The 14269-nt window shown below is 72.6% G+C and carries 16 protein-coding genes; 9 read left to right on the top strand and 7 right to left on the bottom strand.

All coding sequences use genetic code 11. The annotated features are described in order from the left end of the window. Positions 1-99: 99 nt before the first annotated feature. Together ychF and ACFVXH_RS09070 are read right to left on the bottom strand one after the other, a co-directional pair. Entirely contained in the window at positions 100-1173 is a 1074-nt protein-coding gene (gene ychF / locus ACFVXH_RS09075; protein WP_049658400.1) for a redox-regulated ATPase YchF, read from the bottom strand. Positions 1174-1257: 84 nt separating this feature from the next. Then, entirely contained in the window at positions 1258-1647 is a 390-nt protein-coding gene (locus ACFVXH_RS09070) for a VOC family protein (protein ID WP_387821768.1), read from the bottom strand. Positions 1648-1835: 188 nt separating this feature from the next. Between ACFVXH_RS09070 and ACFVXH_RS09065 the strand changes: the two genes are divergently transcribed. Continuing rightward, positions 1836-2477 carry a DUF6542 domain-containing protein gene (locus ACFVXH_RS09065; protein ID WP_387821765.1) on the top strand — a complete coding sequence of 214 codons (642 nt, stop codon included), beginning with the start codon at positions 1836-1838 and terminating at the stop codon, positions 2475-2477. A 101-nt stretch (positions 2478-2578) separates the two neighbouring features. Here the strand turns inward: ACFVXH_RS09065 and ppgK are convergent, their stop codons facing one another. Continuing rightward, positions 2579-3325, bottom strand: a complete 747-nt coding sequence (gene ppgK / locus ACFVXH_RS09060) for a polyphosphate--glucose phosphotransferase (RefSeq protein ID WP_387821762.1) — start codon at positions 3323-3325, stop codon at positions 2579-2581. A gap of 148 nt (positions 3326-3473) precedes the next feature. Then, positions 3474-4448, bottom strand: a complete 975-nt coding sequence (locus ACFVXH_RS09055) for a 4-hydroxy-3-methylbut-2-enyl diphosphate reductase (protein WP_049651726.1) — start codon at positions 4446-4448, stop codon at positions 3474-3476. A gap of 120 nt (positions 4449-4568) precedes the next feature. On the opposite strand from ACFVXH_RS09055, the gene ACFVXH_RS09050 reads away from it, so the two are divergent. From ACFVXH_RS09050 to ACFVXH_RS09035, 4 genes are all read left to right on the top strand, one after another. Then, positions 4569-5945: an APC family permease gene (locus ACFVXH_RS09050; protein WP_387821759.1), complete on the top strand. Its 1377-nt coding sequence runs from the start codon at positions 4569-4571 to the stop codon at positions 5943-5945. Between the two features lie 99 nt (positions 5946-6044). Then, positions 6045-7259, top strand: coding sequence for an exodeoxyribonuclease VII large subunit (gene xseA / locus ACFVXH_RS09045; protein WP_049651724.1), 1215 nt, complete (start codon positions 6045-6047; stop codon positions 7257-7259). A gap of 32 nt (positions 7260-7291) precedes the next feature. Further along, positions 7292-7549, top strand: a complete 258-nt coding sequence (locus tag ACFVXH_RS09040) for an exodeoxyribonuclease VII small subunit (RefSeq protein WP_049651723.1) — start codon at positions 7292-7294, stop codon at positions 7547-7549. 110 nt (positions 7550-7659) lie between these two features. Further along, a complete protein-coding gene (locus tag ACFVXH_RS09035) occupies positions 7660-8262 on the top strand; it encodes a malonic semialdehyde reductase (protein WP_049651722.1) in 603 nt (200 codons plus the stop codon). A 105-nt stretch (positions 8263-8367) separates the two neighbouring features. On the opposite strand, the gene ACFVXH_RS09030 is transcribed toward ACFVXH_RS09035, so the two are convergent. After that, positions 8368-8904, bottom strand: coding sequence for a DUF4245 domain-containing protein (locus tag ACFVXH_RS09030; RefSeq protein ID WP_310593165.1), 537 nt, complete (start codon positions 8902-8904; stop codon positions 8368-8370). A 215-nt stretch (positions 8905-9119) separates the two neighbouring features. On the opposite strand from ACFVXH_RS09030, the gene glpX reads away from it, so the two are divergent. Then, positions 9120-10160, top strand: a complete 1041-nt coding sequence (gene glpX / locus ACFVXH_RS09025) for a class II fructose-bisphosphatase (RefSeq protein ID WP_049651720.1) — start codon at positions 9120-9122, stop codon at positions 10158-10160. Between the two features lie 132 nt (positions 10161-10292). Here glpX and ACFVXH_RS09020 read toward each other — a convergent pair whose 3' ends face one another. Together ACFVXH_RS09020 and ACFVXH_RS09015 are read right to left on the bottom strand one after the other, a co-directional pair. Further along, positions 10293-10670 carry a WhiB family transcriptional regulator gene (locus ACFVXH_RS09020; protein WP_049651731.1) on the bottom strand — a complete coding sequence of 126 codons (378 nt, stop codon included), beginning with the start codon at positions 10668-10670 and terminating at the stop codon, positions 10293-10295. Between the two features lie 316 nt (positions 10671-10986). Then, the gene (locus ACFVXH_RS09015; protein WP_234348375.1) at positions 10987-11757 is read right to left on the bottom strand and encodes a DUF1707 domain-containing protein; all 771 of its coding nucleotides are present in this window, start codon (positions 11755-11757) and stop codon (positions 10987-10989) included. 146 nt (positions 11758-11903) lie between these two features. Here ACFVXH_RS09015 and ACFVXH_RS09010 point away from each other — a divergent pair, with 146 nt between their 5' ends. From ACFVXH_RS09010 to ACFVXH_RS09000, 3 genes are all read left to right on the top strand, one after another. Next, on the top strand, positions 11904-13571 hold the full coding sequence (locus tag ACFVXH_RS09010; protein WP_049651719.1) for a fumarate hydratase: 1668 nt from the start codon (positions 11904-11906) through the stop codon (positions 13569-13571). A gap of 151 nt (positions 13572-13722) precedes the next feature. After that, positions 13723-13995, top strand: coding sequence for a type II toxin-antitoxin system Phd/YefM family antitoxin (locus ACFVXH_RS09005; RefSeq protein ID WP_387821751.1), 273 nt, complete (start codon positions 13723-13725; stop codon positions 13993-13995). Then, positions 13992-14252, top strand: a complete 261-nt coding sequence (locus ACFVXH_RS09000) for a Txe/YoeB family addiction module toxin (protein ID WP_049651717.1) — start codon at positions 13992-13994, stop codon at positions 14250-14252. The genes ACFVXH_RS09005 and ACFVXH_RS09000 overlap by 4 nt, the downstream gene beginning before the upstream one ends. The last annotated feature ends 17 nt before the right edge of the window (positions 14253-14269 follow it).

The following is a 14269-nucleotide window of genomic DNA, read 5'->3' as shown; positions in this document are numbered from 1 at the left end:
GTACCACTCGGGGGCATCGTCGAGCCGGACGGGCACATGCCGAAGGGGTCGGACTTCCCCTGGAAGTCCGACCCCTTGTACGGGAGTTGCGCTACCCGGTCAGACGTTGAAGCGGAACTCCACGACGTCGCCGTCCTGCATGACGTACTCCTTGCCCTCGATGCGGGCCTTGCCCTTGGCGCGGGCCTCGGCGATGGAGCCGGTCTCGACCAGGTCGGCGAAGGAGATCACCTCGGCCTTGATGAAGCCCTTCTGGAAGTCGGTGTGGATGACTCCGGCGGCCTCGGGGGCGGTGGCGCCCTTCTTGATGGTCCAGGCGCGGGTTTCCTTGGGGCCGGCCGTCAGGTAGGTCTGGAGGCCGAGGGTGTTGAAGCCGACCCGGGCGAGGGTGGCGAGGCCGGGCTCCTCCTGGCCCATGGACTGGAGCAGCTCCAGGGCCTCGGCGTCGTCCAGCTCGATCAGCTCGGACTCGATCTTGGCGTTCAGGAAGATCGCCTCGGCCGGGGCGACCAGCTCGCGCTGGGCGTCCTTGAAGTCCTCGTCGGCCAGCTCGGCCTCGTCCACGTTGAAGACGTAGAGGAAGGGCTTGGCGGTCAGCAGGTGGAGGTCGCGGATCGGGGCGGTGTCGAAGCCGGCCTCGAAGAGGGTCTTGCCGGTCTCCAGGATCGCCTGCGCGGCCTCGGCGGCGGCCAGCACGGGGGCGGTGTCCTTCTTGAGGCGCGCCTCCTTCTGGAGCCGCGGCAGGACCTTCTCGATGGTCTGGAGGTCGGCCAGGATCAGCTCGGTGTGGATGGTCTCGATGTCGTCCTTGGGCGACACCTTGCCGTCCACGTGCACCACGTCCGGGTCGGTGAAGGCGCGCACGACCTGGCAGATCGCGTCGGACTCGCGGATGTTGGCGAGGAACTTGTTGCCCAGGCCCTCGCCCTCGCTGGCGCCGCGCACGATGCCGGCGATGTCGACGAAGTCGACGGTGGCCGGGAGGATGCGCTGGGAGCCGAAGATCTCGGCGAGCTTGGCCAGCCGAGCGTCCGGGACGCCCACCACGCCGACGTTCGGCTCGATGGTGGCGAACGGGTAGTTGGCCGCCAGCACGTCGTTCTTGGTCAGGGCGTTGAACAGGGTCGACTTGCCGACGTTCGGCAGGCCGACGATTCCGATCGTGAGCGACATGAAGCGCAGTCCCGTGGGCTTGGAGGAGTTGGGTCGGCACCGTACGGGCCGACCCCCAAGTCTACGGGCAGCCCCCGCTCCGCCTCACTCCTCGGTCGGCGCCGCCCGGGGCTCCAGGAACTCCAGCCGGTTGCCCAGCTTGTCGGCGGTGTGGAAGCGCCGGTGGCCGGGCAGGTTGTCGTCCCAGGTCACCGGGTGGCCGTGCGCGGCGAGGCGGTCGGCGAGGGCGTCCAGCGAACGGACCAGGATGCCCGGGTGCCCCTTGCGGGACGGGCGGAAGTCCGGGGCCACGCCCAGGTGCACCTCGACCCCGCCGCCGCGGAACCAGCAGCCGCCGCGGGCGGCCAGCACCGGCGGCTTCGCCAGCTCGGTCATGCCGAGCACTCCGGACCAGAAGGCGCGGCACTCGTCCTCGGCGCCGGCCGGGATGTCGAGCTGGACGTGGTCGAGCCGTTCGAAGGTGAAATCGGTCATGCTGTTCCCCCGTGGAGAGACCCGTGAACGGATCCGGTGGTCGTCGTGCGCCGACTCGATCGGGCAGGTCAGCCGACCTGCGTGACGACCTGAGTGACGATCACATCAGTACTCCGTCCGGAGACACGGGACAAGACCTGAACGGTCCATTACACAGTGTGGCGATGATCGGACCGTACGTTGGGCGGGTGGAGCAGAGCATCCGTACCCAGCCGCCAGGGCCCAGACGCCGTCCGCCGACCGGCGCGGCCGCAGCCGCCGTCCCCGGTCCAGGCCGGGCTCCCGAGACCGCCGGAGCCCCCTCCGGACCCGCCCCCGGCTCCCGCCCGCGCCCTTCGGCCGGCCCGTCCGCCGGGCGCCCGGCCGCGCGCCCGGCCACCCCCCGGCCGCGCCTGCGCCTGCCGCTGCGCGGGCGCGGCGACGAGCCGCTGTACGGGCGGCGGCGCACCGGCCGGCCGACCCGGCTGACGGCCATCGGCACCGGGCTGGTCGCCGTCCTGGCGACGCTCGCGGTGGCGGGCGTGGACCGGCTGCTGTTCGACGGCCTGGGCTGGCTGTTCGGCCTCGGCTACCTGGTGGTCTGCTTCCAGCTCGCCGTCCGGGTGCGCTACGCCGACCTGCTGGCCGCACCGATCAGCGGGCCGATCGCCTTCGCCCTCGCGCTGCTGCTGCTCGAACCGGTGGGCTCCCCGGGCGTCACCGCCCAGGTGGTCTCGCTGGCGACCGGGCTGGCGCTGCGGGCCGGCTGGCTGTTCTCCGGCACCGGGCTGGCCGCGCTGATCGTGCTCGCCCGGTTCGTCGCCCAGCGCCGGATCCAGCGCTCCCGCTGAGGCCGCTCCCGCTGAGCGGCGGCGCCGCAGGAGCGCCCCTCGCCCCTCAGCCCCCCCAGCCCCGACCCCGGCCCCTCAGTCCCCGGCCCGATCCCGGCTCCTCAGCCCCCGGCCCGGGCCGCCGCCATGGCGGCCCCGACGATGCCCGCGTCGTTGCGCAGCTCCGCCGGCACCACCCGTGCCCGGCGGTCCTTCAGCAGCGGCAGGAACTTCTCGTGCTTGCGGCTCACCCCGCCGCCGATCACGATCAGCCCTGGCGAGAAGAGCATCTCCACCAGGTCCAGGTACTCGTCGACCCGCCCGGCCCACTGCTCCCAGTCCAGCCCGTGCCGCTCCTTGGCGGCCGAGGAGGCCCGGCGCTCGGCGTCCTTGCCGCGCAGCTCCAGGTGGCCCAGCTCGGTGTTGGGCACCAGCGTCCCGTCCACGAACAGGGCGCTGCCGATGCCGGTGCCGAAGGTGAGCACCAGGACCACGCCCGACTCGCCCCGCCCGGCGCCGTGGGTCAGCTCGGCCAGCCCGGCCGCGTCCGCGTCGTTCAGGACGGTCGCGGGCATGCCGAGCGCCTGGCCGAAGAGGCCCGCCGCGTCCAGGCCGATCCAGCCCTTGTCCACGTTGGCGGCCGTCCTGGTGTGACCGTCGACGACCACGCCGGGGAAGGTCAGCCCGACCGGGCCCTGGTGGTCGAAGTGGCGGACCACCTCGCAGACGGCGGCGACCACGGCCTCGGGGGCGGACGGCTGCGGGGTGAGCACCTTCCGGCGCTCCTCGGCGAGCACGCCCCGGGCGAGGTCGACGGGCGCGCCCTTGATCCCCGAGCCGCCGATGTCCACGCCGAATACCGCCGTCATCACGTCCGCCCTCCGCCGTCGGCCGCGGACGGGCGTCCGCGGCCGGTGCCTTGTCCACAGCCTGTGCACAAAGCTACGAGAGCGCGCCCGGGCGCGCACAGCGGAAGGCCCGGTACCCCGCGCGGGGTGCCGGGCCTTCCGGGTGGGGTCAGAGCTTGCCCGCCGCCTCGGCGCGCAGGTCACGGCGCAGTTCCTTGGGCAGCGAGAAGGTCAGGTGCTCCTCGGCGGTCTTGACCGTCTCGACCGTGTCGTAACCGCGCGTGGCCAGGAACTCCAGCACGCCGTCGACCAGGATCTCCGGCACCGAGGCGCCGCTGGTCAGGCCGACCGTGGTGACGCCCTCCAGCCACTCCTCGCGGATCTCCTCGGCGAAGTCCACCAGGTGGGCGGCCTTGGCGCCGTACTCCAGGCCGACCTCGACCAGGCGGACGGAGTTGGAGGAGTTCTTGGAGCCGACCACGATCAGCAGGTCGGTCTCCGGGGCCAGCTGCTTGACCGCGACCTGGCGGTTCTGGGTGGCGTAGCAGATGTCGTCGCTGGGCGGGCTGACCAGCCCCGGGAAGCGCTTCTTCAGCTCGCCGACGGTGGCCATGGTCTCGTCCACGGACAGGGTGGTCTGGGACAGCCAGACGACCTTGGACTCGTCCCTGACCTGCACGTTGGCGACGTCCTCGGCACCGTCCACCAGGTGGATCCGGTCCGGGGCCTCGCCCATGGTGCCGATGACCTCCTCGTGGCCCTCGTGGCCCACCAGCAGGATGTCGAAGCCCTCGTCGGCGAAGCGCACGGCCTCCTTGTGCACCTTGGTGACCAGCGGGCAGGTCGCGTCGATGGTGGCCAGCCGGCCGGCCCGCGCCTCGTCGTGGACGGCCGGGGCGACGCCGTGCGCGGAGAAGACGACGATCGAGCCCTCGGGCACCTCCTCCGTCTCGTCGACGAAGATCGCGCCCTTCTTCTCCAGGGTCTGCACCACGTACTTGTTGTGGACGATCTGCTTGCGGACGTAGATGGGCGCCCCGTACTGCTCCAGGGCCTTCTCCACGGCGATCACGGCGCGGTCGACTCCCGCGCAGTAGCCCCGGGGGGCGGCGAGCAGGACACGGCGCTGCGCGGTCTTGGACATGGCTCCATCGTACGGGCGGCCGCGAGCGGCGCCCGCCCGCCGGGCCCCCGGCGCGAAGCCGCGCCGACGGCGGACACATTCCGTGCAGACCCGGTCAATAGCGCTCAAAATATGGTGTCTATGAGCTCTGTGAGCGAGCAGGTGACGCCGAGCGGCCTGCGCCGCAGCCTGGGCGTCCGCGATCTGATGGTCTACGGACTGCTGTTCATCGCCCCGATGGCCCCGGTCGGCGTCTTCGGCGTGCTGGACGCCAAGAGCCACGGCGCCGTCGCCACGGTGTACCTGGCCGCGACGGTGGCGATGGGCTTCACCGCCTTCTCGTACGCCCAGATGGTGCGCGCGGTGCCGCAGACCGGCTCGGTGTTCGCCTACGCCCGGGCCGGGCTGGGCGAGGGACCGGGCTTCATCGCCGGGTGGATGGCGATGCTCGACTACCTCCTGATCCCCGCCGTGGCCTACCTGTTCTCCGGGATCGCGCTGAACTCCCTGGTCCCGGACGTCTCGCGCTGGGTCTGGACGGCGCTCGCGGTGGTGGTGACCACCGCGCTCAACCTGGTCGGGGTGCGGACGGCGGCGGTGGTCGGCTTCGCGGTGCTCGCGATGGAGATCGCGGTGCTGGCGGTGTTCGTGGCCGCGGCCGTGGTGGCGCTGGCCCAGGGCGGGGCCCAGCGCGGCTGGGACACCCCGTTCACCGCCGTCGGGGCCTTCTCGATGACCGCGGTGGTCTCCGCGGTGTCCGTCGCGGTGCTCTCCTACCTGGGCTTCGACGCCATCGCCACCTTCGTGGAGGAGGCGGTCGGCGCCTCGGCGGCGGTGGCCCGGGCGGTGCTCTGGTGCCTGGCGCTGGCCGGGGTGCTGTTCGTCGCCCAGACCTACCTGGCGGCACTGCTGGAGCCGCTGGGCCCGCAGCAGCTGGCCGCCGACCCGGCGGCGCAGGGATCGGCCTTCTACGACACCGTGGAGAGCGGCGTCGGGCACTGGCTGCACGTGCTGGTGGCGGCCAGCAAGGCGATCGGCGCGGCCTTCGCGGCCCTGGCCGGGCAGGCCGCGGCCGGGCGGCTGGTCTTCGCGATGGGCCGGGAGGGCCGGCTGCCGCGGCTGCTCGGCTCGGTCGACCCGGGCAGCGCGGTGCCGCGCCGGGCGCTGCTGGCGGCCGCGGTGATCACGATGGCGGCGGCGGTCTGGGCGGCCGACCGGGACGACGGGCTGGACCAGCTCACCTCGGTGGTCAACGTGGGCGCGCTGACCGCCTTCGCGCTGCTGCACGCCTCGGTGATCGGCTGGTACGCGGTGCGGCACGGCTCGCGGCGGTGGCTGCGGCACATGGTCGTCCCCGCGCTGGGGATCGCGGTGATCGGGGCGGTGGTGTACGAGGCCTCGACCACCGCGCAGATCGTCGGGCTGGTCTGGCTGGCGGTCGGCCTGGTGGTGCTCGCCGTCCAGGGCGCCGCCCGCGGCGGGGCCGACGGGCGCCGGCCGCCCCGGCTTCCCCGGTGACCGCCGTCGGGCCGCGCGGGGCCGGGCGCGGTCCCGGCCGGGCCGGCCCGCGGCGACGCGGTCTCGGCCGTGTCGGCCCGCGCCGCTAGCCTCGTACGCATGGCCAACACCAGCTCCCCCGAAGCGCCGCTCCCGGTCGGCAAGGTCTCCGCGCTGATCGGCGGCTGGGTCGACCGGCTCGGCGCGGTCTGGGTGGAGGGGCAGATCACCCAGCTCAGCCGGCGCCCCGGCGCGGGCGTGGTGTTCCTGACCCTGCGCGACCCGCAGGCCGACGTGTCGCTCACGGTGACCTGCTTCCGCTCGGTGTTCGACCAGGTCGCGGAGGTGGTGCAGGAGGGCGCGCGGGTCGTCGTGCACGCCAAGCCGGAGTGGTACGCGGCGCGCGGGCAGCTGTCGCTGCGCGCCTCGGAGATCCGCCCGGTGGGCCTCGGCGAGCTGCTGGCCCGGCTGGAGCAGCTGAAGCGGCGGCTCGCCGGGGAGGGCCTGTTCGCGGCCGAGCGCAAGCGGCCGCTGCCGTTCCTGCCGCAGTGCGTCGGGCTGGTCACCGGGCGCGACTCGGCCGCCGAGCGGGACGTGCTGGAGAACGCCCGGCGGCGCTGGCCGGCTGTCCGCTTCGAGGTGCGCAACGTCCCGGTGCAGGGGGTCAGCGCGGTGGAGCGGGTGAGCGCGGCGGTGCGGGAGCTGGACGAGCACCCCGAGGTGGACGTGATCATCGTGGCCCGGGGCGGCGGCAGCGTGGAGGACCTGCTGCCGTTCTCGGACGAGGGGCTGGTGCGGCTGGTCGCGGCCGCCCGTACGCCGGTGGTGAGCGCGATCGGGCACGAGCCGGACCAGCCGCTGCTGGACTTCGTGGCCGACCTGCGCGCCTCCACCCCGACCGATGCGGCCAAACGGGTGGTTCCGGACGTCGGCGAGGAACTGGCCAAGGTCCGTCAGCTGCGCGACCGCGCCCGCCGGCACGTGCTGTCCCGGGTCGACCGCGAGCAGCACGGGCTGGACGGGGTGCGCAGCCGCCCGGCGCTGGCCGCCCCGCACCGGATGCTGGACGGGCGCGGGCAGGAGGTGGACGGCCTGCTGGAGCGGGCCCGGCGCACCCTGCGGCACCGGCTGGACCACGCGCAGAGCGACCTCGGCCACACCCTGGCCCGGGTGGTGGCGCTCTCCCCGGCGGCCACCCTGGAGCGCGGCTACGCGGTGCTCCAGCGGGCGGACGGCACGGTGGTGACCGACCCGGCGCAGGTCGCGCCCGGCGAGGGGCTGCACGCCCGGGTGGCGGGCGGCGGCTTCGACGTCACGGCGGCCGACGCGGGCTGACGCTGTCACCCGCACCCCCTACGCTGGCACGCATGGCAGAGCAGCAGGAGCAGCAGGACGCGGCGGCGCCGAACCCGGACGACGCGCTGGGCTACGAGCACGCCCGGGACGCGCTGCTGGACGTCGTCCGGCAGCTGGAGAACGGCGGGACGTCGCTGGAGGAGTCGCTGGCCCTGTGGGAGCGCGGCGAGCAGCTGGCGAAGGTGTGCCAGCGCTGGCTGGACGGCGCCCGGGCCCGGCTGGACGCCGCCCTGGCCGCCGAGGAGGGCGCGGGCCCGGGCGGGGAGTGAGGCAGGTCACATTCGCTTGGGGAATCGTTGAAACTTCACCTATGTTGGATGAAGTGACCGGCTGCGGCCGATCATACCGACGAACCCCCTTTCGCATGAGGTGCAGAAGCATGACCACCGACGCCCTGGTACTCGACGCCGCCGCCCAGGACCTGCTGTTCCGCGAGGCCCGCACCGCGAACACCTTCACCGACGAGCCGGTCACCGAGGAGCAGGTCCAGGCCATCTACGAGCTGGTCAAGTACGGCCCGACCGCCTTCAACCAGCAGCCGCTGCGCGTCGTCCTGGTCCGCTCGGCCGAGGGCCGCGAGCGCCTCGTCCAGCACCTCGCGGACGGCAACAAGGCCAAGACCGCCGCCGCCCCGCTGGTCGCCGTCCTCGCCGCGGACAACGAGTTCCACGAGGAGCTGCCGACCCAGTTCCCGCACTTCCCGCAGGCCAAGGACGTCTTCTTCTCGGAGCGCAGCGTCCGTGAGCAGTCCGCCACGCTGAACGGCGCCCTGCAGGCCGCGTACTTCATCATCGGCGTGCGCGCCGCCGGCCTGGCCGCCGGCCCGATGACCGGCTACGACGCCGAGGGCATCAACAAGGAGTTCTTCGGCGACGGCGAGCACTCGGTGCTGGCCGTGGTCAACATCGGCAAGCCGGGCGACGACGCCTGGTTCCCGCGTTCGCCGCGCCTGGCCTACGACGAGGTCGTCACCACCGTCTGATCCGCCCCGCGCGCAAGGGCCCCGCACCGGTTCGTCCGGTGCGGGGCCCTTCGGCGTCGTCCAGGGTGCTCCGGCGCGTGCCGGGCAGGGTGGAGCGGGGGCGGGCTACTTGAGCGCCTGCGCCAGTTCGGCCAGCTCCTCGTAGGAGGCGGTGCCGGTGAGCAGGGTGGTCCCGGGGCCGGTCTGCACGGTCAGCGCGCGGGCCTTCTCGCCCTGCACGCGCTCCCAGGCGCGGCCGGCCACCTCGGCGGTGCCGTCCGGCTTGGCGCCCGTCACGTAGGCGGCCAGCAGGGAGTCGCGCGGCACGTCGCTCTGCTCGACCGCCGCGTACTGGCCGGAGGGGGTCACGAAGCCCAGGTGCCAGGCATTGCCCCTGCCGTTGTTCTGGTCGGCCGGCTTGTAGCTGACCGAGGTGGCCCGCCACTTGTCGGACAGCCCCTCCGGGGAGAGCACCGGGTACGGCGCCGCACGCCTGGCGGTGGAGGTCTCCACCTTGTACGCGACCTCGTGCACCGGGTCGCCGTTGGCGTCGTGCGGGAGGAACAGGTACCCGATCCAGACGACGAAACCGACCACCAGCATCGACAGGACCATGTCCCGTACGGTCTGCCGGCCCCTCATGCCCTTGTTGTCTGCTGCCACCCCCACATGGTGACTCATCCACATCCCGGGGCGGTCACCAGGGGTATTCACGTCCGGGTGAAACGGGATGAACAGGCGTTTTCCGCCACAGAGCAGCGACCCGCGCCACAGACAGTCATCTCGTGGGCAGATACGATCGCAATACCCTCACCACGGCGTTCGACCTGGCAGTAGTCGGGCGCTCACTGGTCGTCGCGTACAGAGAGGTAACGACGATGTCCACGCAGTACCCGCACCAGCTTCCCAGTGCCCTGGAGGTCGCGCCCGAGGCTCCGGACCGGAACCTCGCGCTCGAACTCGTCCGGGTCACCGAGGCGGCCGCGATGGCCGCCGGCCGGTGGGTCGGCCGGGGTGACAAGAACGGCGCGGACGGCGCCGCCGTGAAGGCGATGCGCACCCTCGTCTCGACCGTCTCGATGAACGGCGTCGTCGTCATCGGCGAAGGCGAGAAGGACGAAGCCCCGATGCTCTACAACGGCGAGCGGGTCGGCGACGGCACCGGCGCCGAGTGCGACGTCGCGGTCGACCCGGTGGACGGCACCACGCTGACCGCCAAGGGCATGAACAACGCGGTGGCCGTGCTGGCCGTCGCCGACCGCGGCACCATGTTCGACCCCAGCGCCGTGTTCTACATGGACAAGCTGGTGGCCGGGCCGGAGGCGGCCGAGTTCGTCGACATCACCGCCCCGGCGGCGGTCAACATCCGCCGGGTCGCCAAGGCCAAGGGCAGCGCCGTCGAGGACGTCACCGTCGTGGTGCTCGACCGCCCGCGCCACGACGGCCTGGTCCGGGAGATCCGCGAGGCGGGCGCCCGGATCAAGTTCATCTCGGACGGCGACGTGGCCGGCGCCATCATGGCCGCCCGCGAGGGCACCGGCGTCGACCTGCTGATGGGCGTCGGCGGCACCCCGGAGGGCATCATCGCGGCCTGCGCGATGAAGTGCATGGGCGGCGTGATCCAGGGCCGGCTGTGGCCCAAGGACGACGCCGAGCGGCAGAAGGCCCTGGACGCCGGCCACGACCTGGACCGGGTGCTCACCACGGACGACCTGGTCAGCGGCGAGAACGTGTTCTTCGTCGCCACCGGCATCACCGACGGCGAGCTGCTGCGCGGCGTGCACTACCGCTCGGAGACCGCCACCACCAGCTCGCTGGTGATGCGCTCCAAGAGCGGCACCATCCGCGAGATCAACTCCACCCACAAGCTCTCGAAGCTGCGGGCGTACAGCGCGATCGACTTCGACCGCGCCAACTGAGCCCGGGTAGGCGGTAGCCCGGTCCGCCGGGCTACCGCCTACCGGGCCCCGCGGCGACGCGCTTCGCGGCCCCGGCGGAATCCCCCTCCGCCGGGGCCGCGGCGCACCGTCCTCCCGCTCTCGGGCCCGCCCTCACCCGGCTATCCGGCGCCGACCGGCCGCCGTCACCCGGGCCGCCTCGCGCAGCTCCGCGTCCCGGCGGCGGCGCCGGGCCAGCACCACCCGCCGCTCGGCGGCCGTCAGCCCGCCCCAGACCCCGTACGGCTCCGGCTGGGCCAGCGCGTGCTCGCGGCACTCCAGCAGCACCGGGCAGCGGGCGCAGACCTGCTTGGCCTGCTCCTCGCGCGACAGCCGGGCCGCCGTCGGCTCCTTGGAGGGCGCGAAGAACAGCCCCACCTCGTCCCGCCGACACGCGGCACCGGTGTGCCAGGGATTGTCCTCGCCCGCGGGGGAACCCGCCGGGCCGCCCGGGGGCTGCGGCTGCGGCCGGACGCCGGGGCGGCGCTCCAGGACCTGCGCGGCGGCGACTGGCGAGGTGGTGCGGGACTCGATCGGATGCAGCACGGCCGTACTCCTGACGAGGCTCTCGGACACGGGGACCCCTCGCTCCCCCGCCGGCTGCGAGCCCCCGCTGTCCAACCCCGGCACGGCCGCTCGGCCGCCTCCGGTGCGCAGCCGTCCAAGAAGCGATGTGCGGAAGGAACTACCCCGCTCGGCCGCGATTCATGCACACTGCACGCAATCGACTACGCAGAGCACTGGCCGCAACGCCGAGTGCCCGGCCGGGAGTTGGCTCCCGGCCGGGCACTGTGCAGGTCAACGACGGTCAGTCGGTGCCGAGTTGACGGCGCACCCACTCCTTCAGCTTCTTGCCGCGGCGCGGCTTGGCCTCGCAACCGCCGAACAGCGCAAGGCCCTTGACCCGGACAACCGGAGCGTACGGGTCCGCCGCGGTCTGCTCGCGGACGTCGAAACCGCCGAAGATGCCGATGCCGGACCCCTGGAGGCTCACGTTCTCCGGGACCCGGATCTGGACCCCGCCGAAGATCGCCGTCACCGTGATCTCCACCTCGGGGGACTCGAACACGGCGTCGCTCAGGTCGATGTCCACACCACCGAACGCGGTGAAGGCGCTCAGGTGCGAGCCCACCCGCCAGCGGCCCTTGCGGGACGCGCCGCCGAAGATCGCCACCACCGTCGGGGCCTCCTGGCGCGCCGGCTGCTGCGGCGGCGGCCCCTGCGGGGCGCTCAACGGCTGCTTCTCGAAGGACAGCGGGCGGGCCGGCAGGTCCCGGGTCAGCGGCGCGAGGTCGCCGAAGGTCTTCGAGGCGTACGCGGCCTCGATCCGCTCGGCGTGCTCGTCCGCGTCCAGGCGCCCCTCGGCGTAGGCGTCGCGCAGCAGCTCCGCGACCTTCTCGCGGTCGGCGTCGGAGACGCGCAGCTCCGCCTCCGCGGCCGGCGCGTGCGGCCGCGCCGCGGCCCCGGCCTCGGGCCTGAGTTCGGGTCTGCTCTCTGACTTGGGTTCGGGTTTGGTCATCGGTACGGGCGCCGGCACCGGCGGCTGCCCCGAATCGTCGTGCGACGGCGAGTTGTCCACGGGGTCAGCCTAGTCGCTCGCACTCCTGCGCGAGTGAGCCCGGTCACGCAAGGCTGCCCTGTCCGCGTGCCGACTTCCGGCGGGTCCTACCCTGGATGGTGCTTCGCCGACGCAGCCGCACCACTGGACCCCTAAGGACCGCCCCGATGGCTCCCACGCCAGACTTCGAGTACAGCGACCTGCTCCCCCTGGGCGCTGACCCGACCCCGTACCGCAAGCTCACCTCCGAGGGCGTCTCCACCTTCGAGGCCGGCGGTCGCACCTTCCTCCAGGTCGAGCCCGAGGCGCTGCGGCTGCTGACGGCCGAGGCGATGCACGACATCTCGCACTACCTGCGCCCCGCCCACCTCGCCCAGCTGCGCCGCATCCTGGACGACCCGGAGGCCAGCCCCAACGACCGCTTCGTCGCGCTCGACCTGCTGAAGAACGTCAACATCTCGGCCGGCGGCATCCTCCCGATGTGCCAGGACACCGGCACCGCGATCGTCATGGGCAAGCGCGGCCAGAACGTGCTGACCTCCGGCGGCGACGACTCCGCCATCGCGCGCGGCGTGTACGACGCGTACACCAAGCTCAACCTGCGGTACTCCCAGATGGCCCCGGTGACCATGTGGGACGAGAAGAACACCGGCAACAACCTGCCGGCCCAGATCGAGCTGTACGCCACCGACGGCGACGCGTACAAGTTCCTGTTCATGGCCAAGGGCGGCGGCTCCGCCAACAAGTCGTACCTGTACCAGGAGACCAAGGCCATCCTGAACGAGGCGAGCATGCTCTCGTTCCTGGAGCAGAAGATCCGCTCGCTGGGCACCGCGGCCTGCCCGCCGTACCACCTGGCCATCGTGATCGGCGGCACCAGCGCCGAGTTCGCGCTGAAGACCGCCAAGTACGCCTCGGCGCACTACCTGGACAACCTGCCGACCTCGGGCGACGCCAAGACCGGCCACGGCTTCCGCGACCTGGAGCTGGAGGCCAAGGTCACCGAGCTGACCCAGAAGATCGGCATCGGCGCCCAGTTCGGCGGCAAGTACTTCTGCCACGACGTGCGCGTGGTCCGCCTGCCCCGCCACGGCGCCTCGCTGCCGGTCGCGATGGCGGTCTCCTGCTCCGCCGACCGCCAGGCGCTCGGCAAGATCACCGCCGAGGGCGTCTTCCTGGAGCAGCTGGAGACCGACCCGGCGAAGTACCTGCCGGACACCACCGACGAGCACCTGGACGACGACGTGGTGCGCGTCGACCTCGACCAGCCGATGTCCGCGATCCGCGCCGAACTCTCCAAGTACCCGGTGAAGACCCGACTCTCGCTCACCGGCACCCTGGTGGTCGCCCGCGACATCGCCCACGCCAAGATCAAGGAGCGCCTGGACGCCGGCCAGGGCATGCCCAAGTACCTCCAGGACCACCCGGTCTACTACGCGGGCCCGGCCAAGACCCCCGAGGGCTACGCCTCCGGCTCCTTCGGCCCCACCACGGCCGGCCGGATGGACTCCTACGTCGACCAGTTCCAGGCGGCCGGCGGCTCGATGGTCATGCTCGCCAAGGGCAACCGCAGCAAGCAGGTCACCGACGCCTGCGCCCAGCACGGCGGCTTCTACCTCGGCTCGATCGGCGGCCCGGCCGCCCGCCTCGCCCAGGACTGCATCAAGAAGGTCGAGGTGCTGGAGTACGCCGAGCTCGGCATGGAGGCGGTCTGGCGCATCGAGGTCGAGGACTTCCCGGCCTTCATCGTCGTCGACGACAAGGGCAACGACTTCTTCCGCGAGACCACCGAGGGCCCGCTGATCACCAGCCTGCGCGTCCGCTCCAAGGAGTAACCCCGCGCGCGGCAGCAGCCCGCACGCCCCCGAACCGCCCCGGCCGCCCCGCGCCCGGGGCGGTCTTCGTTCGCCTGTCGCATGACATCCGGTACCGGAGACTCGTACCATTGCGGTACGGACATCCGGTACCCGAGTGGAAGGCCGTCCCATGGCGATCAGTGCGAGCGAGGCGCGCACGCAGCTCTTCCCGTTGATCAAGAAGGTCAACGACGACCACGCGCCGATAAGGATCACCTCCAAGGGCGGGGACGCCGTGCTGATGTCCGCGGAGGACTACGACTCCTGGCAGGAGACGATCCACCTCCTGCGCTCCCCCGCCAACGCGCAGCGGCTCATGGAGGCCGTCGCCCGCGACAAGGCCGGCCACTCCGGCGTCACCAGGACCATGGAGGAACTGGAAGCGCTGGCGGGTGAGGTGTGAGGAGCGTCCATTTCGACCCCGACGGCTGGGAGGACTTCCTGTTCTGGCTCGGGTCGAACCGGAAGATGGCCCAGCGGATCACCCGCCTGATCGGCGAGATCCAGCGGGACCCCTTCGACGGCATCGGGAAGCCCGAGCCGCTGAAGGGCGACCTGGCGGGCTACTGGTCGCGGCGGATCGACGACGAACACCGGCTGGTGTACCGGGCGGACGAGAAGGAGGTGAAGATCCTCAAGGCCCGCTACCACTACCAGTAGCAACCGCGGGCCGACCC

The sequence above is a fragment of the Kitasatospora sp. NPDC058184 genome (assembly GCF_042883725.1).
Classification (GTDB): domain Bacteria; phylum Actinomycetota; class Actinomycetes; order Streptomycetales; family Streptomycetaceae; genus Kitasatospora.
This window is presented reverse-complemented; position numbering and strand designations above follow the sequence as displayed.

Excerpts from the sequence above, each read along its gene's own strand:
- ACFVXH_RS09035 (WP_049651722.1), top strand. The coding sequence starts at position 7,660 with ATGACCACCGACGCCCTGGTACTCGACGCCGCCGCCCAGGACCTGCTG.
- glpX (WP_049651720.1), top strand. The coding sequence starts at position 9,120 with ATGTCCACGCAGTACCCGCACCAGCTTCCCAGTGCCCTGGAGGTCGCG.
- ACFVXH_RS09005 (WP_387821751.1), top strand. The coding sequence starts at position 13,723 with ATGGCGATCAGTGCGAGCGAGGCGCGCACGCAGCTCTTCCCGTTGATC.
- xseA (WP_049651724.1), top strand. The coding sequence starts at position 6,045 with ATGGCCAACACCAGCTCCCCCGAAGCGCCGCTCCCGGTCGGCAAGGTC.
- ppgK (WP_387821762.1), bottom strand. The coding sequence starts at position 3,325 with ATGACGGCGGTATTCGGCGTGGACATCGGCGGCTCGGGGATCAAGGGC.
- ychF (WP_049658400.1), bottom strand. The coding sequence starts at position 1,173 with ATGTCGCTCACGATCGGAATCGTCGGCCTGCCGAACGTCGGCAAGTCG.
- ACFVXH_RS09055 (WP_049651726.1), bottom strand. The coding sequence starts at position 4,448 with ATGTCCAAGACCGCGCAGCGCCGTGTCCTGCTCGCCGCCCCCCGGGGC.
- ACFVXH_RS09010 (WP_049651719.1), top strand. The coding sequence starts at position 11,904 with ATGGCTCCCACGCCAGACTTCGAGTACAGCGACCTGCTCCCCCTGGGC.
- ACFVXH_RS09070 (WP_387821768.1), bottom strand. The coding sequence starts at position 1,647 with ATGACCGATTTCACCTTCGAACGGCTCGACCACGTCCAGCTCGACATC.
- ACFVXH_RS09040 (WP_049651723.1), top strand. The coding sequence starts at position 7,292 with ATGGCAGAGCAGCAGGAGCAGCAGGACGCGGCGGCGCCGAACCCGGAC.
- ACFVXH_RS09050 (WP_387821759.1), top strand. The coding sequence starts at position 4,569 with ATGAGCTCTGTGAGCGAGCAGGTGACGCCGAGCGGCCTGCGCCGCAGC.